Source organism: Streptomyces sp. NPDC007896 (assembly GCF_042959425.1).
In the GTDB taxonomy this organism is placed as follows: domain Bacteria; phylum Actinomycetota; class Actinomycetes; order Streptomycetales; family Streptomycetaceae; genus Streptomyces.
Window position 1 is genome coordinate 133123 of record NZ_JBIBKX010000024.1, and the last position, 18851, is coordinate 151973.

General features: G+C 68.6%; 17 protein-coding genes and 5 pseudogenes. 16 read left to right on the forward strand and 6 right to left on the reverse strand.

Annotated elements, in window-relative coordinates:
• The first annotated feature begins 78 nt into the window (after positions 1–78).
• The 4 genes from ACFZDJ_RS48145 to ACFZDJ_RS48160 all read left to right on the forward strand — a co-directional run bounded on the left by ACFZDJ_RS48145 (position 79) and on the right by ACFZDJ_RS48160 (position 3554).
• A complete protein-coding gene (locus ACFZDJ_RS48145) occupies positions 79–648 on the forward strand; it encodes an aldo/keto reductase (RefSeq protein ID WP_391069011.1) in 570 nt (189 codons plus the stop codon).
• A gap of 39 nt (positions 649–687) precedes the next feature.
• Positions 688–1656 (forward strand): sigma-70 family RNA polymerase sigma factor, encoded by a 969-nt coding sequence (locus tag ACFZDJ_RS48150; RefSeq protein ID WP_391069014.1) that lies wholly within the window; start codon positions 688–690, stop codon positions 1654–1656.
• Between the two features lie 85 nt (positions 1657–1741).
• Entirely contained in the window at positions 1742–2647 is a 906-nt protein-coding gene (locus tag ACFZDJ_RS48155) for an alpha/beta fold hydrolase (protein WP_391069017.1), read from the forward strand.
• A 259-nt stretch (positions 2648–2906) separates the two neighbouring features.
• Entirely contained in the window at positions 2907–3554 is a 648-nt protein-coding gene (locus ACFZDJ_RS48160) for a histidine phosphatase family protein (RefSeq protein ID WP_390942146.1), read from the forward strand.
• A gap of 46 nt (positions 3555–3600) precedes the next feature.
• Here the strand turns inward: ACFZDJ_RS48160 and ACFZDJ_RS48165 are convergent, their stop codons facing one another.
• Entirely contained in the window at positions 3601–4224 is a 624-nt protein-coding gene (locus ACFZDJ_RS48165) for a WHG domain-containing protein (protein ID WP_391069019.1), read from the reverse strand.
• A gap of 89 nt (positions 4225–4313) precedes the next feature.
• Here ACFZDJ_RS48165 and ACFZDJ_RS48170 point away from each other — a divergent pair, with 89 nt between their 5' ends.
• The 4 genes from ACFZDJ_RS48170 (at position 4314) to ACFZDJ_RS48185 (ending at position 8565) form a co-directional block, all read left to right on the forward strand.
• Complete coding sequence (locus ACFZDJ_RS48170) at positions 4314–5546, forward strand: NADH:flavin oxidoreductase/NADH oxidase family protein (RefSeq protein WP_391069021.1); 1233 nt, start codon at positions 4314–4316, stop codon at positions 5544–5546.
• A gap of 360 nt (positions 5547–5906) precedes the next feature.
• Entirely contained in the window at positions 5907–7007 is a 1101-nt protein-coding gene (locus ACFZDJ_RS48175) for a serine hydrolase (protein ID WP_391069098.1), read from the forward strand.
• 545 nt (positions 7008–7552) lie between these two features.
• Positions 7553–7870, forward strand: coding sequence for a hypothetical protein (locus tag ACFZDJ_RS48180; protein WP_391069024.1), 318 nt, complete (start codon positions 7553–7555; stop codon positions 7868–7870).
• A gap of 254 nt (positions 7871–8124) precedes the next feature.
• Positions 8125–8565, forward strand: coding sequence for a transposase (locus ACFZDJ_RS48185; RefSeq protein WP_391069027.1), 441 nt, complete (start codon positions 8125–8127; stop codon positions 8563–8565).
• A gap of 1 nt (position 8566) precedes the next feature.
• On the opposite strand, the gene ACFZDJ_RS48190 is transcribed toward ACFZDJ_RS48185, so the two are convergent.
• Positions 8567–9301 carry a transposase gene (locus ACFZDJ_RS48190; protein WP_391069101.1) on the reverse strand — a complete coding sequence of 245 codons (735 nt, stop codon included), beginning with the start codon at positions 9299–9301 and terminating at the stop codon, positions 8567–8569.
• 217 nt (positions 9302–9518) lie between these two features.
• A pseudogene (locus tag ACFZDJ_RS48195) lies at positions 9519–9692 on the reverse strand (hypothetical protein); the annotation flags it as partial.
• 388 nt (positions 9693–10080) lie between these two features.
• Here ACFZDJ_RS48195 and ACFZDJ_RS48200 point away from each other — a divergent pair.
• Positions 10081–10500 (forward strand): hypothetical protein, encoded by a 420-nt coding sequence (locus ACFZDJ_RS48200; protein ID WP_391069029.1) that lies wholly within the window; start codon positions 10081–10083, stop codon positions 10498–10500.
• 267 nt (positions 10501–10767) lie between these two features.
• Entirely contained in the window at positions 10768–11208 is a 441-nt protein-coding gene (locus ACFZDJ_RS48205; protein WP_390942134.1) for a GNAT family N-acetyltransferase, read from the forward strand.
• Between the two features lie 73 nt (positions 11209–11281).
• On the opposite strand, the pseudogene ACFZDJ_RS48210 reads toward ACFZDJ_RS48205, so the two are convergent.
• A pseudogene (locus ACFZDJ_RS48210) lies at positions 11282–12170 on the reverse strand (RNA-guided endonuclease InsQ/TnpB family protein).
• A 20-nt stretch (positions 12171–12190) separates the two neighbouring features.
• Between ACFZDJ_RS48210 and tnpA the strand changes: the two are divergent.
• Together tnpA and ACFZDJ_RS48220 are read left to right on the forward strand one after the other, a co-directional pair.
• Positions 12191–12619 carry an IS200/IS605 family transposase gene (gene tnpA / locus ACFZDJ_RS48215; RefSeq protein WP_391069032.1) on the forward strand — a complete coding sequence of 143 codons (429 nt, stop codon included), beginning with the start codon at positions 12191–12193 and terminating at the stop codon, positions 12617–12619.
• 322 nt (positions 12620–12941) lie between these two features.
• A complete protein-coding gene (locus ACFZDJ_RS48220) occupies positions 12942–13472 on the forward strand; it encodes a GNAT family N-acetyltransferase (protein ID WP_391069035.1) in 531 nt (176 codons plus the stop codon).
• Positions 13473–13523: 51 nt separating this feature from the next.
• Here the strand turns inward: ACFZDJ_RS48220 and istB are convergent.
• Positions 13524–14234 (reverse strand): annotated as a pseudogene (istB, locus tag ACFZDJ_RS48225) (IS21-like element helper ATPase IstB); the annotation flags it as partial.
• Between the two features lie 65 nt (positions 14235–14299).
• Between istB and ACFZDJ_RS48230 the strand changes: the two are divergent.
• From ACFZDJ_RS48230 to ACFZDJ_RS48245, 4 genes and pseudogenes are all read left to right on the forward strand, one after another.
• Positions 14300–14899: pseudogene (locus ACFZDJ_RS48230) on the forward strand (IS630 family transposase); the annotation flags it as partial.
• Positions 14900–14949: 50 nt separating this feature from the next.
• Positions 14950–15066, forward strand: a complete 117-nt coding sequence (locus ACFZDJ_RS48235) for a hypothetical protein (protein ID WP_391069037.1) — start codon at positions 14950–14952, stop codon at positions 15064–15066.
• Between the two features lie 95 nt (positions 15067–15161).
• Positions 15162–15604, forward strand: a pseudogene (locus ACFZDJ_RS48240) (transposase).
• Between the two features lie 362 nt (positions 15605–15966).
• Positions 15967–17793 carry a protein kinase gene (locus ACFZDJ_RS48245; protein WP_391069040.1) on the forward strand — a complete coding sequence of 609 codons (1827 nt, stop codon included), beginning with the start codon at positions 15967–15969 and terminating at the stop codon, positions 17791–17793.
• Between the two features lie 707 nt (positions 17794–18500).
• On the opposite strand, the gene ACFZDJ_RS48250 is transcribed toward ACFZDJ_RS48245, so the two are convergent.
• Positions 18501–18737, reverse strand: a complete 237-nt coding sequence (locus tag ACFZDJ_RS48250) for a hypothetical protein (protein WP_391069043.1) — start codon at positions 18735–18737, stop codon at positions 18501–18503.
• Positions 18738–18851 lie beyond the last annotated feature (114 nt).

Below are 18851 nucleotides of genomic sequence, written 5' to 3' on the forward strand. Positions count from 1 at the left end.
CAAACCTCTATTGAGCTCAGCCAGAGGCGGCGTGTCCGAGACCGAGACCGGGAACGCACATCGGCCTTTCCGAGGTCGATGCCGCGCTCCTGCGACGCGCCCACGCCGTTCATCCGATCGCTGCGGTGCGGAGCGAGTACTCGATTCTGGTTCCGCGATCCCGAGACAGCGGTCGCGGGCTGCCTGCGTGAGCTGGGTGTGGCACTGGTGGCGTACTCGCCACTCGGCCGAGCCTTCCTGACGGGCACGGTCGACGTGACATCCCTGCCGCCCGGCGACGCCCGTAAGCGGCTTCCCCGCTTCCGGACGACGGCCAACCAGGCCATCGCGGACGCCGACCGCGCACTGGAGGAGAAGGCGGGAGTCGCTCCGGCCCAGCCGGCGCTCGCCTGGGTGCATGCGCGCCGTGAGCACCTCGGCATTCCCGTCGTCCCCGTCCCGCGAACCAAGCGTGTGAAGTGGCTGGAGCAGGACGTGGCCGCCGCTGACTTCGGGCTGATGGCCGACGAGGCCGTCGCGCTCGGCGGGTCGGCCGCGCAGGTGACGGGTGGGCGGGTACTGAGCGATGCGGGGGGGGCCGCGGCACTCCGGTGTGGCACGACGGTCCCCGCACCGGTCCGCCGAGGGAGAGGCATGGCGATCACGTAGTACGGTCACGCACGACGGCGGACGGTGGAAGGGGGCTCCATGAACCGGAAGTCAGACGAAGCCGCGCGCGTCGAGGACGCGGCGCTCACCCGTGCCGCGCAGGCGGGTGAGGTCACCGCCCTCGGTCTACTACTGGAACGGCACCGGGCAGGTATGCGCGCGGTGGCGCTGAGCATTCTGGGGCCGGGACCCGACGTCGACGACGTGGTCCAGGACGCGGCTGTGACCGCGCTCCGCCGTGTGGGCGACGTCCGTGACCCGGCGGCCGTGGGCGCATGGCTGCGGATGATCGTGCGCAACGCCAGCCGTTCCCTGTTGCGGTCCTCCGTACCCGTCCAGCCGATCGACGGTCTGCACCTGTCCGCCACGGACGCCGGTCCGGAGCGGTGGCTGGAACAGCACGCGATGCGGGACTGGATCTGGGAGGCCATCGAAGTGCTGTCCCCTGCACTGCGCCTGCCCCTGGTGCTGCGTCACTTCAGCACCGGCTTCACTTCCTACGAGCGGATAGCCGACGCCTGCGGGGTCCCGGTCGGCACCGTCCGCAGCCGACTCAACCAGGGGCGGGCCAAGCTCGCGACAGCCCTCGCCGCCACGGCGGACGCCCCCTACGACAACACCGCGCAGCGCCTCCGCGCCAGCCGTGCCGAGGCACACGAGACACTGGCCGCCGCCGAGAGAGGACGCTTCGGCGCGCTGATGACGGAGCGCTGGTCGCCCGGGATCGCCCTGCTCAGGGGGAACGAACCAGTGGGTGGCAGGAGCCTCCTCGCGCGCGGCATGGACGGTGACCTCGAGGCCGGGGTACGGCAGCGCCTGATCCATGCCGTGGCCGGCCGGTCCCTTGTCGTCTGGGAGATGGACCTCCTCAACCCCGCCGACAACCCCGATCACTGCCCTCCCTCGGTGGCCTGGCTGATGACCCTCGACGACGCCGGTCGTCCGCACCGGCTGCGCCTCCTGCATCCCAGGCCGGTGCAGGCCATCCAGTCACTCACCCCGATGTGACGGGCGTCACGCAGCCCGGGTCGAACTTTGTTCTCTCTCCGGCGTCATGCCGGTGTCATCGACACCTGCCGGATACGGAGACCCCATGACCACCTCTGCGACCGAACCCCTGGCCGCCGGAACGCACACCGTCGCCATCGACGGAGTCGTGCAGCGCTATCACGTCCACGGCACGGGTCCGGTGTGCGTCGCGCATTCCGGCGGACCGGGCATCGAATGGGAGTACCTGCGGATGCCCGCGCTGGAGCGGCACCTGACGATGGTCTACCTGGAGCCGATCGGCACGGGTGGCTCCGGCCGTCTGCCCTCCCACCCCCACGGCTACACCCGGCCCCGCTACAGCCGGTTCCTCGGGGCTCTGGTCGAGCACCTCGGCGTCCCCGAGGTGTACCTGCTGGGCCACTCGCACGGCGGCTTCGTCACCCAGTACCACGCCCTGCACCACCCCGACCGCGTCGCGGGGGTGATCCTCTACGAGAGCGCGCCGCTGACCGGTCCCGAACACATCACCGAAGCCATGCGCTTGGTGCAGTCGTTCGCCGCGCTCCACGCCGACCACCCCGAACTCCCCGAGGTCCTGGCCGCTTTCCAAGCCATCCCCACGATCTCCTGCGACGTAGAGATGACAGCCGTCGCCAGGGGGCTGTTCCCCGCATACTTCGCCGACTACTGGGGCAGGGAGGAGGAGTTCGCTCCCGTGCGTGCCTCGGTGCGGGCCACGCACATCTCCGGGTTGGACGAAACCCTTTCCCCGCACGTCATCGACGACCGTGCGGACCTCGGCTCACTCACCGTACCGACCCTCGTCGTCGTCGGTCGCCACGACATCATCTGCGGCGTGCGATGGGCCGAGGAACTGCACCTGCTGATCCCCGGATCGGAGCTGCTGATCCTGGAGAACAGCGGGCACTTCGGTCACATCGAGGAGCCGGAGGCCTTCGCGCGGGCGGTGACGCGTTTCGTGACGGCCGTGAAATCCCCTGCCAACTAGGTCATTTGATCGGAGCCGGAACGGACGGTCCGGCCTGAGGCTCATCCCGCAACGATCGGCAGCTGCCCGATGCCGCGGACCAGGCAGCCGGTGTCGAGGATCACGTCACAGTCGTACTCATCGGCTTTCCAAGTGCGGCCGATTCTTGGGCCGGCGCCCGGTTTCCATGGTGGGGCGGCCCTCCCGGAGCCGCCGGTGTTCACCGGGGAACCCGATGTGTACACTGCGCACATTAGCAGGCCAACGCGGGAGTATCTCTGTGCCGCTCATCTGTCTCGTCCGTCATGGTCAGGCGTCCTTCGCCGCGGAGGACTACGACGTCCTGTCCGACCTCGGCCGCGCCCAGGCCGTCGTGGTCGGGCAGGAGCTGGCCCGCCGTGACCTGCGCGACCCGCACCTCATATCGGGAACTCTCACCCGCCAACGCGACACGGCGCACCTCATCGCGGAGACGGCCCTCTTCAAGCAGCCCCTGAGCCAGGATCCGCGCTGGAACGAGTACGACCACGTCGCCCTGCTGGCCCGTTACGCACCGCCGACGAGCGACACCCATTCCGTTCAGGAGGTGCTGGATCGCGCGCTGCTGGCATGGATGGCGGAGCCCGGCGCGGTCGACGGCACGACCTGGGGCGCCTTCGCAGAAGGGGCGGCGGCCGCCCTGACCGAGTTGTCCGCCACACTCGGGCGAGGCCGTGACGCGGTCGTCGTCACCTCCGGCGGCCTTCTCGCCGCGCTCTGCGGGACCCTGCTGTCACTGCCGCCCGAGGGTGTCGTCGCGCTCAACCGTGTAACCGTCAACGCCTCCATCACGACGCTTGTGGTGGGCAGATCCGGGACCAGCCTGCTGACCTTCAACGATCACGCTCACTTCACCGGCGACCAGCGTCGACTGCTCACCTACCGCTGAGGCCGCCTCTCCCGCCCGTCCGGGCGGCCCCGCGGTCACGCGTGGGCTACGCCTTTGCCTGCTCCGGCGCCGCGGCCGCCGCTTTTGACGTCACCGATGAGGTGGCGAGCAGCGCGTGAACAGCCGTGCGGACCTGATGGGCGACCACTTCGGGGGTGGAGGTGTCGAGTTTGCCGTCGAGATGCAGGAATGCCAGACCGTGAACCAAGGCCCACACCGGGGTCGCCAGCACCTCCGGGTCGGCGCCCGGGAAGGCGCTGCGGACGACACCGCGGACATACTCCGAGAGGGCGGCGGTCGCGGCGACCCGTTCCTCGCTGCTGGGATCGCAGGGCTCGGCGAACATCACCCGGAACATCGCCGGGTGGTCGAGTGCGAAGCGGACGTAGGCGACGGCGATCGCAGCGAGGTCGTCAGATGTCGCCGGCGAGGAATGGGCCGCGGCCAGACAGCCACCGAGTTCCCGGTATCCCTCTGCGGCGACCGCGGAGACGAGCGCGTCGCGGTCCGCGTAGTGCCGGTAGGGGGCCGTCGCCGACACACCGGCCCTCCGCGCGACCGCCCGCAGGGACAGTCCGGCACTCCCGTCCTCCTCCAGTAGTTCCCGCGCAGCGCGCAGACAGGCGGCACGCAGATCGCCGTGGTGGTACGAGTCACTCGCTTGTGGCATGGGACACCCTCCCTCATGTTTACGCCGCGCACATTGTTCGCCTAATGTGAACGGTGTACACATTGTAATCGATGGAGAGGAGAATCCGGATGGCCAGCGAGCTGTTCTCACCGCTGTCCCTGCGCTCCGGGCAGGTATTGGGTAACCGGATCGCGAAGGCGGCCATGGAGGAGAACATGGCCGGCGACGGCCAGTTGCCTGATGGGCAGCTGCTGTCGCTGTACCGGCAGTGGGCCACCGGCGGCACCGGACTGCTGATCACCGGCAACGTCATGGTCCACGCCGAGGCGCTGACCGGTCCCGGCGGCGTCGTCCTCGACGATGCCGCACCGCTGGCGCCGTTCACCGAGTGGGCCAAGGCCGGCAAGTCCGGCGGCGGAGCGATATGGATGCAGATCAATCACCCCGGCCGCCAGATCCAGGCAGACATGCCCGGTGTCGTGTGGGGCCCGTCCGCGGTGGGGGTCGACCTGGGAAGGCACAGCAGCCGTTTCGGCCGCCCTGTCGCCATGACCCCCGAGCAGATCAAGGCCACTGTGAAGCGGTACGCGGTCACGGCCCACCGTGCCGAGAAGGCGGGGTTCGACGGTGTGGAGATCCACGCCGCGCACGGCTACCTGCTCTCGCAGTTCCTCTCCCCCCTGGTCAACCGCCGCACCGACCAGTGGGGCGGGTCCCTGGAGAACCGGGCCCGGATGCTGCTGGACGTCGTCCGCGCCGTGCGCGCCACCGTCTCGCCGTCCTTCGCGGTCGCCGTGAAGCTCAACTCCGCCGACTTCCAGCGCGGCGGATTCGACGCCGACGATGCTCGGCAGGTGATCGCGATGCTCGAACCTCTCGGCGTCGACCTGGTCGAACTCTCCGGCGGCAGTTACGAGAGCCCCGCGATGTCCGGCCGCCCCGCCGACGCGCGCACCCAAGCCCGCGAGGCGTACTTCCTGGACCTGGCGAAGGACCTGGTCAAGACCAGTCCTCTCCCCCTGATGCTCACCGGCGGCATCACCCGGCGCGATACCGCCGAACGGGTCCTCGACAGTGGCGTGGTGCTCATAGGGATGGGCACCGCCCTCGCCGTCACCCCGGACCTGCCCGACCGATGGCGCCACGACCGCGAGGCGGACCGGCAGCTGCGGCCGGTGACCTGGTCCGACAAGGCCCTCGCTTCCGCCGCGAGCATGGCGCAGGTCCGTCACCAGCTGCGCCGCATCGCCCGCGGAAGCCGTCCCAAGCCCAACACCCGCCCCGTGTACGCCCTGTTCTCCGAGCGGCGTCAGCAGCGACAGGCACTGCGCCGCTACCGCGCATGGCTGTCGCCGTCCTAGAACGGGCTGATGGCGGATCGGGCCGACACCGTCCGCTCCACACCGCGCTCACCGCGCCGTCCCGGGCCCGGACGTGCTCCAGCAGCACGGTCCGGGCCTGTCCTGTTTCTCCCTGGGTGGAGGGCTCGGGAGCTGATGCCTGCGCAGGGATCCCCCGCCCCGCTCCCCGCCAACCCAGCGGCCGGGGGTTGGCCCTACCTGGAGCTGGGTGGGTACCACGATCGTCCCGCGAGGTCGCTTCCGAGATGCTGGGCCCGTAAGCCGGTGGTTACCCAATGATTCCGTGGGAGTTGGCTCGTGCGTGAGCAGGCGTGGCAGAGGTTTCGTACGTCCGGGCGGCGGAGTGGTCGGCGCAGAGCCGTGCCGGCCGCGGCCGCGGTGGCCGTCGGCGTCATGACGATGGGCGCCCTGGCCCCGCCCGCGGCGTCTGCTGCCGCCAGGCCGCACACCGTCCAAAAGGGCCTGAACGCGCTGGTGCACACCGACGGCGTGCCCGCCGCGCTGGCGAGCGTCGAAGACCGTGCTGGCCATACCCGCACCTACACCGCAGGGGTCGGCGACCTGGCCACCGGAACGAAGGTGCCCCGGGACGGCCAGGTGCGCATTGGCAGCAACACCAAGACGTTCACGGCGGTGGTCGTGCTGCAACTGGTCGCTGAAGGCAAGATCGGCCTTGACGCCCCGGTCGACACCTATCTGCCCGGCCTCGTCCGCGGGGATGGAATCGACGGACGCCGCATCACCCTCCGTCAACTCCTCCGACAAACCAGCGGACTTCCCAACTACAGCAAATACCTCAGCGACGACATCCGCTACTACGACCCTCGCGAACTCCTCGACCTCGCTCTCCAGCACAAGGCCGACTTCGCCCCCGGCACGAAATGGGGCTACAGCAACACGAACTACCTGGTGGCCGGGCTGATCGTTCAGAAGGTCACCGGTCGCCCCCTCGTCGAGGAGATCGACCGGCGCGTCATCAAGCGCATCGGATTGCGCCACACCTACTTCCCCGCCCCCGGCGAGGTGACGATCCGGGAGCGCCATCCCAAGGGCTACTACCAGGACTCGGCAGGCGCGCCCCTGGTCGACGCCACGGAATGGGACCCTTCCTGGGCCTGGGCTGCGGGCCAGATAGTGTCCACCAACTCCGACCTGAACCGCTTCTTCACGGCGCTGTTGGCCGGCCGCCTTCTCCCGAAGGCTCAGCTCGACCAGATGCGCACCACCGTCCCCGCCAGTCACCCCTTTCCCGCCGGTGCCCGTTACGGGCTGGGACTCGTGAGCACGCCGCTCTCGTGCGGCGGTGTGTACTGGGGCCACGGCGGCAGCATGACGGGATACGAGACCCGAGGCGGCGCCACCGAGGACGGCCGCGCGGCCAATGTCGCTGTGACCATGCAGCCGAGCCAGGCGACCAAGGAGCGCATGGACGGTGTCGTGGACACGGCTCTGTGCCGCTGAACCGCGCCACTTGAGGAGTGTCCTGCGGGTCACTAACGGAGCCAAAGCCGGATCGACGCGAGGGTGACCGTGCCGTGGAAGACGTACGCTCTCTTGTCGTACCTGGTCGCCACGGCACGGAATCCGGGGGATTCTGGTCCCGGGCACGGAAGCTCTTTCGCAACGGGCAGGCGCCGGCCGACAGTTCACGGTCCAGGAACCGGCGCAGCGGGGTGCGCGGACAGCGAATCCCGGAGGTCAGGTTCATGAGGTCACCGCCTTGGGTAGAGCGCGCGCCTGCCGCGCTGGCCCCGTCTGCCCGGCTTCGCCCGGCCACTCCAACTTGTCATCTGTCCTGTCTCATCGATTCCAAATGCGCTTTGTCATGCGGCGAGAGCGGTGGTGCGTGCCAAGTCTCCTATCCCGTCGGGGTTACCCGCGCTCAAGAGTTCGGTCAGACTCGGCACATGGGAGATGGCACCCAATGGTCGCTGGACGATGACTGGGATTGGCAGATGCAATGCGCACGAGCTCATGATGCGTCGCTGCGTGGCACGGACTCGTGGGTGCCTCCTGTTGAGGAGGAGCTTGCGCTGGCCGCCCGGGCAAGCGCGTTGAGCCAGTGGCATCCAACTACCAGTCACAACTACCTCCGGTTCTCGGACGGCCCTCCGCCGTGGGTGCCTGGAGGGCGCGACGACGCGAGATATCTGCCAGGATGCATCTCCCTCGCGAAGGAAGGGGCGGACGGCAGCGCTGTCTTCCGGGTCTGGAGCGGGTTCCTGTTGCAGACCCCCGATCCGGTGCTCGTACTGGCCACCCCGAAAGCCGTGGACGCTGTTGAGGCCCTGGTGGAGGTTCTGGCCACTGATGGGGATTCTTGAAAACGGCTCTGGCCGCAGTTCCGTGAATCCCCAGGTCAGGAGCGGGAACGAGGGATCGTTTCGGCAGTGTGTTTCCTGCCGTGGCGAGCAAGACGGTAGAGGATGCGCTGTTTCCCGGGATCGGTGTGCGAGTGGAGCGTGTCAGCGACTCTTCCGGCGCCCTGGTGGTGGAGGCGGTGTCCACTGGTCGGCCGGGCCGGTGCCCGGACTGCCGGAAGCTGGCGAGACGCGTGCACAGTTCGTACCAACGCAGTTTGAACGAGCGGCCGTTGGCCTCGCGGCGGGACGTGGTCCGGCTCCGGGTCCGCCGGTACTTCTGCGACCGGAAGAGGTGTTCCCGGAAGACGTTCGTCGAGCAGGTGCCGGGCCTGACCGAGCGGCATCGCAGATCGAGCGTCGGACTGACGGGGTGGCTGCGGTCGATCGCGGTGGAGTTGGGCGGTCGTCCGGCGGTCCGACTGTGCCGACGGCTGCGGCTGGCCGCGGTCCGGACCCGGCTGCTCCAGCTGCTGACGGCGCCGCCGGCGCCGGGCCGTGCCCCGCGGGTGCTGGGGGTGGACGAGTTCGCCTTCCGCAAGGACTGCACCTACGGCACCATCCTGGTCGACGTCGAAGCCGGCCAGGTCGTGGACGTGCTGCCTGACCGCACCTCGGAGACGTTCGCAGCCTGGCTCAAGGAACATCCCGGCGCGTAGATCATCTGCCGCGACCGGGCGACCGCCTACACGAAGGGTCACGCAGGGTCCCCACGTAGCGGGAGAGCGTTGAGCACCCGCCGCGGAAGCCCCGTTCGCGGATCTGCTGGTACAGCTCGGTGGAAACGGTGTTGCCGGCGGCGAACTCGGTCTGCAGATATGGCTTGAACCGGTCGAGGGGTACGTTCCTGCGGTCGCGGGCGGATGCGAGCAGAACGTCGAAGCTGGTTTCGCGGTAGCGGCGCACGGTCTTGCGGTCCAGCCCGAGGCGGCGGGCGATCTCGCTGAGCGGGTAGCCGACGTCGACCATCCGGTTGATCTCCTCGTGGCGCCGTACGACCCGGTCCACTATCAAGGTCGGCGGCTGGGCCTCCTGTGCTGGCATCCTCGGCCCGGCCCGCTGGGCATGTTCGGCATACTTCTGCAGGCAGGGACGATGCTCATGGCAGGTCTTCTCCACCGCGAGCGAGAGGTTGCGCAGCAGGTGCCAGCGATCTGCCACCTCGATTACCTGCGGGGCGGCTTCTGTGACGGCGCGGGCATAAGCACTGGCCCGGTCACGGCGCACCATCTCGACCCCAGGGTGATCGTGCAACCACGCGGCCAGCGTCTCGGAGGTCCGGTCCGGAAGGACGTCGACCGGCGTCGGCTCTCGATGTCGACAAGGATGGTTCCGTAGCGAACGCCTCGCCGGAAGGCGAGCTCGTCCACCCCAACACCCGTGGGGCCCGCTCAGGTACCGCTGGAGTGTGGATCCGCCGCAGCAGTCTCATTCGCCCGCCGGGCACGGAGAGTTTCCTGCACAGCCGTGCGCCGGCCCGGCCACCCAACTCTGCCGCGATAGCTCGGAGCCAGCTCCGTAGTTCGGTACTGGCCTGCTGGTGACGTTCCGTCAGGCCTGGGACTTGCTCAACGAACGTACAGCGCCGACGGGTTGGAGCATCACAGAAGAACCGGCGCACGGTCAGCCGGACCAGCCGCGGACAACCGCCTACAGGGCAGTCGGCCAGAGTACGACGGTAGCGGCTGTGCACCCGACGGGATACCGCACCACAGTCCGGGCACGGTCTCGAAGGGCAGATACACAAGCATTCACGAGTAGCTCGCCCATCAACGCCGCCACACACTCCACTGTCACCCCGGTAATCCCAGGAAAGTGCAGCTCTTCAACCGATAACCGCGCAACCCCCATGACCAGGGCTTTCCCGACCAAGCCACAGTCTGACCTCCTCGTTCACGAAACCGCTGCCAGAACCAAATCCAAATATCCCCATCACCACCGACAGCCGAGAGTCTGCAACGAGCTGAGGGTTCGGATGGCGATAGCCTGGACGGCGCCGCCGTCGGCCAAGTCGATGCCCCAGGTCACCTCGTTGCCGAGGACCAGTACTTCGGCGAGAAGTTCGAGGAGTTCGGGTTCGTCGTTGGCGACGCGTCAGGGAACCTTGACCGGTCTCACCGAAGTTTGATCACCGCTGGGCGGTACTTGTGAATCGGCCGCGTAGTCTCGGCTCCGTGCCCCGCCATCCGAAGAAGCCCCGCCGACTGGTCGCCGACGGACGCACGTACCTGTGGACGCTCCGCCACAGTCACCGCGTGCTGGACAGCGGCCGGTTCGCAGACTGCTGCGAGACCCTCACGCTGTACCCACAGCCGGCCGGCACCGGTGGCCCGCTGCGCATCGTCTTTGCCGAGGGCCCGGGCCGGTACGTCCCGGGCGGGTTCCCCATGGGCTCCGGGGACGTGGGGTACGTCCGGGGCGGCTCCCTGAACCTGCACGAACCGGGCGCCGTCCGGGCCCTGCTCGACGCGGCGTCGGCCCGCGGGTGGCAGCTGGCAGAGCGGCGAGCGGTGGAGGTCGACGGCTGGCCCCTGCTGGAGACAGTGGCCGCCGCACGAGCGGGGGCGCCTGTCCCGCGGGCGTGTGAAGGGTGACTCCGACCTCCCCGTCGGAACGTGGCAACAATGACGACATGGCAGCCCACCACGCCGCGTTCAAAATTCGGTGAGACTGGTCAAACCCCGTTGAGACGGGTCAGAAGTCGCCGCGCTCGCACCGCACGCGGCCAGGTGTCCGTCCCAGTCGAACGGGTCCCTGTCTCAGATGATCTGGCCCACTTCGCTCGTCGTCTCAGGTGATCCGGTGTCCGAGATGGTCGCAGTCCGCTGATCGACAACTCGCAGGCCGATAGGTTCCAGAGCATGAGCGTTGAGACTGAGGCCGTTCGCGAGGCGACCGACGAAGTGGTGGAGGCGTTTGCTCGTCTCCTTCCGCAGCTGTCGTCCGAGGCCAAGCCCCTGGACCATGAAGCAGTGGGGAGATTGACGGGTACCAGTACCAACACGTTGCTGGTGGCCCGTGTCGAGGGCGTGATCGTCGGGACGTTGATGCTGGTGATGTCCCCCTTGCCGTCCGGTCTGCGGGCTCACATCGAGGACGTGGTGGTCGATGCCGCCGCACGTGGCCACGGCGTCGGCAGAGCCCTGATCGACAAGGCCCTTGCCCTGGCCGCGGACGCAGGAGCTCGTACCATCGACCTCACATCACGGCCTTCGCGAGAGGCCGCGAACCGCTTGTATGAGCGGGCGGGTTTTCGACGGAGAGAGTCCACTGTCTATCGAGTCACCCTGGAGTCAGCTTGACCCGGCCCTAATGGACCGGGTTTGGAGGTGGCGCCCAACTGGCTGCTGGGTGGGCTCCTCCGTCCAGACACCCTTATGGGGCGGCAGGGACGCGTGACTCACGCCCCGCAGTCCACACAGCCTCGCCCTTGCGGGCGATGTTGTGGGAAGCGTTCCGGTCTGCATGGGCAACAACCCCGCAGTTCCGGCAGGTGAAGAGGGCCTGGCTTGCCCGGTTCTTCTTGTCGATGTGGCCGCACTGGCAGCACTGCTGCGAGGTGTAGGCGGGATCGACGAAGACCACGGGCACGCCGGCCCTGCGGGCCTTGTAGACGATGAAGGCTGCGAGCTTGGCGAAGGCCCAGGAGTGGAGTGCGACCCGTTGGGGCTTGCGGAGCCGTACCCTCTGCCGGATTCCATGGAGTTCTTCGTACTGCTCGGCCTCAGGAACGTCGCAGGTTGCGATCAGGTAGAACACGCCGTCACGCTCGATCAGATCAGACTCGCCCTGCCGGTGCTCCCGGAGCGTCTTGAGTGCATCCGGAGAACAGGCGAAGCGGACGTTCTTTGATACGCCCGGCGGTCGTCCAGATCGAAACGGTCTGCGCGTCGTACTGCCAGCTCAGGCACCGGTCGTCGTATGGCTGCGCGGCCTCGCGCCGGAAGGTGGTGGGCTTCGTCCCGGCCTTGACGCGACGCTTCGATCCCGGCTTCCCCAGGTTTCCGGCCTTGATGTTGGCCAAGAGCGTCGTGTAGGCGTCGCGGGTCTTCTTGATGATGTGCTGGGCGGCCTGCGCCCCTAGTCCCCGCGCCCGGAGTTCGCCGTACGTGTGCTTGCGCAGCTCGTACTCACGCGGGACACCGCGCTCGAACGCGACCGCCGACACCCAGTTCGCGGCCTCGTTGACCGTGTGCAGCGTCACCGAGAGCGCGGCGGCCTGCTCGGCCTCCGGCATCAGCTTCACCTGCGTCACGAGCTTCATGACCATGACCGTATCGGTCTATGTCGCCACGGCGGGAGCCAAACCCCAATATTTGCAGGGGTCGCACGGTCGTCTGCGCCCTCCATGCCCATTTGGGCTTCACACCCAGGTATCGGCGCGGACCCTTCACCGACGAGATCCTTCGACGCTGCGAGGAAGTCACGCGCGCCGTCTGCGCGGACTTCGAAACAGCGCTGGTCGAGTTCAACGGCGAGACCGATCACGTGCACCTGCTGGTGCACTACCCGCCGAAGGCCTCCCTGTCCCGGCTGGTCGGCTCTCTCAAGGCCGTCTCCGCCCGCAGGCTCCGTCACGAGTTTCCCGGACACATCCGCAAGTACCTGTGGGGCGACCACTTCTGGTCACCCTCGTACTTTGCCGCCTCGTGCGGAGGCGCCCCGCTGTCGATCATCAAGGAGTACATCGAGAACCAGAAGCGTCCCGGTTGAGGTCAACCGTACGGACCCGTGGGAACTTGCGGGCCAGAGCAGTCCAGAGAAGCGCTTCCTCCCGGGCGTGAACGACTCAGTTGGGAAATCCGCGAAATGGCTTCGTTCACGGTCATCGACAGCGTTTGTCGATCGGTTTCAGCAGCAGTTGGTGATCAGCGACCCGACGGATGTTCACGAGAATTGACGTCACCGGGATCAGCGTCGCGCTTCGTTGCCGGTCCGGGGCTGAACGGAGTGACGAGGGCCGGCGGTGCTCGAAACCCGAGTGCGGGCCGAGCTGGGGCAACGGCAGAATGGGAGGATGGAGCAACCGCTTGACGTGCCTGAACTCGCCGCTGGTGCTGGATTCATGCTTCGGCCGTGGCGTCTTTCAGACCTTCCGCTGGTCCGTGAGGCGTCGGAGGACGACTACATCCCGTTGATCACGACGGTGCCCTCGCCGTATTCCGAGTCGGCGGGCGTCGCGTTCATCGAACGGCAGTGGGGCCGGGCGACCACGAGGGCTGGGTATACGTTCGTGATCGCGACCTCTGCCGGTCGGCCGGTCGGTCAGGTGGGGCTGTGGTTGAAGAACCTGGAACAGGGCCGTGCGTCGCTGGGCTACTGGGTCGTCGAGGCGGCGCGTGGTCAGGGTGCCGCCGTGGCTGCCGTCAACGCAGTGGTCGGCTGGGCCCTGCGGGATCTGCGGATTCCCCGGCTTGAACTGTGGGTGGAGCCGTGGAACACGGCCTCCGTGCGAACTGCCGAGCGTGCGGGATTCCAGCGCGAGGGACTGCTGCGGGGGTGGCAGCAGGTCGGGGACGAACGCCGGGACATGTTCATGTATTCGCTGATGAATGACGAGCTGTGATGCCGTTGGTCCTGCCGCCAAGCCGGCAGGACCAACGTGCCGGCAGCGGGGTCAGCCAGCCTTGGCCGGGGCTTCGGCCCGTGCCCGGGTGCTGGCGAGCCGGTAGGAGTCGGTGCCGGTCTCGATGATCGTGCCGTTGAAGGTGAGCCGGTCGACGATGGCCGCGCAAAGACGCGGGTCCGTAAAGGTCTTCGTCCACCCACCGAACGACTCGTTGGAGGCGATGGCGACGCTGTTCTTTTCCTCGCGCTCGGTCAGGACCTGGAACAGCAGCTCAGCGCCATGCCGGTCAAGCTCCATATAGCCCAGTTCGTCAATGCAGAGGAGATCGACGCGACCGTAGCGGGCGATGGTCTGGTTCAGCTGCTTCTCGTCGGCGGCCTCGACCAACTCGTTCACCAGCTTCGTGGCGAGGGTGTAGCGGACGCGGTAGCCCTTCGTCGCGGCCTCGGTGCCCAGCGCGATGAGCATGTGGGACTTGCCGGTGCCCTAGTCGCCGATCAGGCAGAGCGGCTGGCTCTTCTTGATCCACTCGCAGCTGGCGAGGGTGTTGACGGTGGCCGGGTCGATGTTGGGGTTGGCGTCGAAGTCGAAGGTCCTCAGCGACTTCTCGCGTGGGAAGCCGGCGGCCTTGATGCGGCGTTCCGAGCGGCGGCGGGCTCGGTCGTCGCACTCCGCCATAAGCAGCTCGGCGAGGAAGCCGCGGTAGCTCATCTGGTCCTTGGCCGCCCGGTCGGCGATATCGCCGAACGCGGCCCGGATTCGCGTGCACGCGGTCGCCGCCGTGGTTCGCCCCGGCCTGCCCGGACCCGCACCATGATCGTCTGATGCGTCGAGGCCAAAAAAAGGGGTGGCGCAGGGCGGTCGACAGCCCGTTCACGGTGCGGTGGGACGCTGCCCAACGCGGGAGGCTGGAGCAGTTGGCGCACTCGCGGACGGCCGCGGTGCGCCAGGTCCAGCGGGCCCGGGCCGCGCTGGCCGCCGCCGAGGGGCGGGCCAACGCCGACATCGCCCGCGAGTTGGGGGTGCACCTGGCCACAGTGCGGCGCTGGCGCAAACGGTTCCACGAGGAAGCGCTGGCCGCGCTGCGGGACCGCGAGCGCCCCGGACGCCCACGCCGGTACGGACCCGAGGTGCACCTGGCGATCGTGGCCACCATCACCTCGGCGAAGCCCGCCATCGACAGCCAGTGGACCCACCGGTTGATCGCCAAGTTCCTGTCCACGACCGGGATATCGCCCTCCCAGGTCGGCCGGATCCTGGCCGACCTGGACCTCAAGCCCCACCTGGTCCGGGGCTGGCTGACCCGCCCCGACGACCCGGACTTCTCCTCCAAGGCCGCCGCGCTGTGCCTGCTCTACCTGCGCTGCCCGCCGCGGTCGGTGGTGCTGAGCGTGGATGAGAAGACCGCCGTGCAGGCCCGTCCTCGCACACCTCCAAGGCCACCCGGGCTTGGCTGGCCGGGCACCCCCGCTTCGTGGTCCACCACACGCCCCAGCACGCCTCCTGGTTCAACCAGGTGGAGATTTTCTTCTCGATCCTGGCCCGCCGCCTCCTGCGACGCGGCGAGGGTGTGTGGGCGCACATGAAGTGAACCGTGTCCGGGCGGAGTTGGCGTTGTACGTGGCTGATGTTTTCGCCTCGGTGCCGCGCAAGGACCAGCGGGCCAAGGGCGACTGCTACCTGCGGATGCTGCCGCTCATCCGCCCGACGGCTTGGGTGATCGACGATGTGTCAGTGCCCAAGGACGGGAGGATGTCGGTCGCCGTGGCCCTGCAGTACTGCGGGGCCTTGGGCAAGCGGGCCAACTGCCAGGTCGCGGTCAGCGTCCATGCCGCGAGCGACACCGCCTCGTGTCCGCTGCAGTGGCGGCTTTTCCTGCCCCAGGAGTGGGCGTCGGACACCGACCGCCGGGCCATCACCCGGATCCTGCCCGAGGTCACACACCGTGAGAAGTGGCGCCTGGCCCTGGACATGCTCGACACGCTCGCCGCCTGGGCATGACGCCGCCAGTCGTGATGGCTGACGCCGCATATGGCGCCAATGCACATCTGCGGGCCGCGTTGTCCGACCGCGGACTCGCCTACGTGCTGGCCGTCCGCCCTACGTGCTGGCCGTCCGCGCGGATGTGACCGCCCACCCGTTCGACGCGCAGCCCGTGGCCCCGGCCCGCAACGGGGCCATCGGATGTCGGCCCCAGCCGCGTTACCGGCAGGCCGCACCGTCGGTGGCAGCCCTGGTCACCGGCCTCGGACAGCGGGCACAGCCACCTCCCCGGTCCGGGTCCTGCGTCGAGCAAGACCAGGGGCCACTCGTGCACATTGCGGTCAGGCCGAAAGCCGGAACCCCGGTTCCGACACCGCCGCGCGGAACATATGCGGGCTACACCCGTTCTGGGCGACTTGCTGTTCTTCGAGCGATATGCGATATGTGGAGAGGACCCCTTCAGCGCTCGCCGAGGAACCCCTGCTGGCCGTCCTGGAAGGGGAGTGCCATGACAGGAGCGCAAGAGGCCGCCGGGCGCGTGATTACCGGACGTTACCGGCTCCTGCGTCGGCTCGGCACCGGCGGCATGGGACGTGTGTGGCTGGCGTACGACCAGGAACTTGCGTGCGAGGTCGCGCTCAAGGAGATCATTCTGCTGCCGGACCTCCCCGAATGCGAGGTGAGCTCCCGGATCGCGAGGGCTCGCGGCGAGGCCCGGCACGCCGCCCGGCTGCGCAACCATCCGCATGTCGTCACCGTGCACGACATCGTGGAAGAGGACGGCCTGCCGTGGATCGTCATGGAATACGTCATCGGCGCCATGGACCTGGAGGCGGTGGTGCGCGAGCGGGGGCCGCTGCCGCCCCGCGACGTCGCCCGGATCGGTCTGGCGGTCCTCGACGCCCTGCTGGAGGGACACCGGCTCGGCGTCCTGCACCGGGACGTCAAACCGGCCAACATCCTGCTGACCCATCCGGGGCCCCAGCCCTCCTATCCGACGGAGGGCGGCGACCGGGTGATGCTCACCGACTACGGCATCGCGCTGGAGCCGAGCTCCGGGGAGGACCGCCTGACCGCCACCCTGGAGCTCCTCGGGACGCCGCGCTTCATGGCCCCGGAGCGGGCCAACAGTCAGCCGCCCAGCCCTGCCGCCGACCTGTTCTCGCTCGGGGCCACCCTGTACTACGCCCTCGAGGGGGCCGGTCCCTTCGACCGCGACACCGCCCTCACCACGCTGAGCGCCCTGCTGTTCGAGCCTTGCACCCCGCCGCGCCGGGCGACGGAGCTGACCCCGGTCCTCGTCGGGCTGCTGGCCAAGACCCCCGCGGACAGGATGGACGGCGAGGAGGCCGCCCGGCGGCTCGCCTCCATCGCCGACCAGCCCTACCCGTCCCCTTTGCAGCAACCGGCTCCCTCACCGGAGGTGCCGCCGCCCGAGCGGCCCCCCGCCCCGAAGCCGCCGCGCCTCCGGGAATCGGCCCCGCCGACCGAGATCCTGCCGCCGTCCAAGCCGGAGGAACCGGCCGGCCCGCCCCTGGAACCGCTGCCGCGCAAAGGAGACGAGGCCCGACTGCGGCCCCGCCCGCCGCGGCCCAGAAACCGACGGGCCAGGCTCATTGTGGGGGTGGCGCTGGCGGCGCTTGCCGCGGCGGGCGGCGGCATCTACCTGGCACAGTCCCGTTCCTCGGGTCCCACCGTAGCGTCCGTGTCCACGATCCAGGTCGGCAAACTTCCGGGCGGGGTGGCGGTGTCGCCGAACGGGCGCCGGGCCTACACGGCCAACTACGGGTCGGCTTCGGTGTCGGTGATCGACACCGTCACCAACCGCACCGTGGGCAACCCCATCGGTGTCGGCAATAAGCCGCAGGGGGTGGCGGTGTCCCCGGACGGAGGCCGGGCCTACACGGCCAACTACGGGTCGGCTTCGGTGTCGGTGATCGACACCGTCACCAACCGCACCGTGGGCAACCCCATCGGTGTCGGCAAGGACCCGGTCGGGCTAGTGGTGTCCCCGGACGGACGCTGGGTCTACGTGGCCAACTCCGACTCGGCTTCGGTGTCGGTGATCGACACCGTCACCAACCGCACCGTGGGCAACCCCATCGGTGTCGGCAAGAAGCCGTACGGGGTGGCGGTCTCCCAGGACGGAGGCCGGGCCTACACGGTCAATGCCGGCTCGGCTTCGGTGTCGGTGATCGACACCGTCACCAACCGCACCGTGGGCAACCCCATCGGTGTCGACAAGTACCCGGTCGGGGTGGCGGTCTCCCAGGACGGAGGCCGGGCCTACACGGCCAATGCCGCCTCGGCCTCGGTGTCGGTGATCACTTTCTAGCCTCCCCTTTTCGCTTGGGGCGGCGGAGTCGAGTTGGTCGCGGTGGGCCGGTGGTTTTCGGCTGTTGGTCGCCGGGCGGGCATGGCCGCGGCCCGACGCTGGGGTCGGGTTCTCCAGGGATCCTCGGGTCGTAGGCGGGCAGGGACGAGGTGATTTCCTTGTGGATCTTCCTCGTCTCTGTCTGTGGGACCGTCGCGTGGGAGGGGTCCAGTTGTCATCAATCACGTGGGTGGGCTGTCCGGAGTGTCGCCACTACATGCGGCAGGGGCACACGAGACGGCCCCGCAAAGACCGCCCCACTCCCGCTCCCGCCCCACTGCACTTCCCACCTCCAGGCCGTTGACAGTGGTCCGGCTGTAGCGCCAGGCTGTAGTACTTAAACTGACAAATCAGGAGTAATCCATCACCCCGGCCAAGGGAGATCATCATGGTGACAAGCGTCCGGAAGCGCATCCGGCACCTCGTTGGTGCGTTTTGCGTTGCTGCGCTGCTCGCCGGAGCGGTGGGCGTGACGAGTGCTGAGGCAATGCCTCAGACAACGAAGGCCGCAGCGGAATCGCTGAGCACGGACTGCGCGGGCCCCCAGAACCCGCCGGGCTGTTAGAAGCTGTCGGTGGTCGGTCGTGAGCGGGACGTGACCGGCACTCCGGTCGTCGGGCATGCAATGCCGTCAAAGGTACGGTCTGCGGCTTGGGTCGTTGGAGGGTTCACCGTGAGGGGTGGGTGTGCGGGGACTGCGAGCCGGGGTGGGACGAGGAGCCTGTAGGTCCCTGGACCTTGACCAGCAGGTTCTTGCGGGCCCAGGTGCTCATGTGCAAGGCAAAGGTGTTCTCGGTGGCGGTCGGCAGCGCGGCCGCGATGTCGCGGGGGCGCCAGTCGCGGGCGGGGTCGGTCTGCATGATGGCGAGGACGTCCTCGCGGCGGACGGCGCGTCTGGGGGGCACTGGCGGCCCGCCGGGAAGACAGGTACGACCTCCGACTGCAGGGGGCGTCCCCCGACCGCGCCCGACTCTTGGAAAACCACAGGTCACAACGGGCGAACGGAGTCCGCTGTAAAC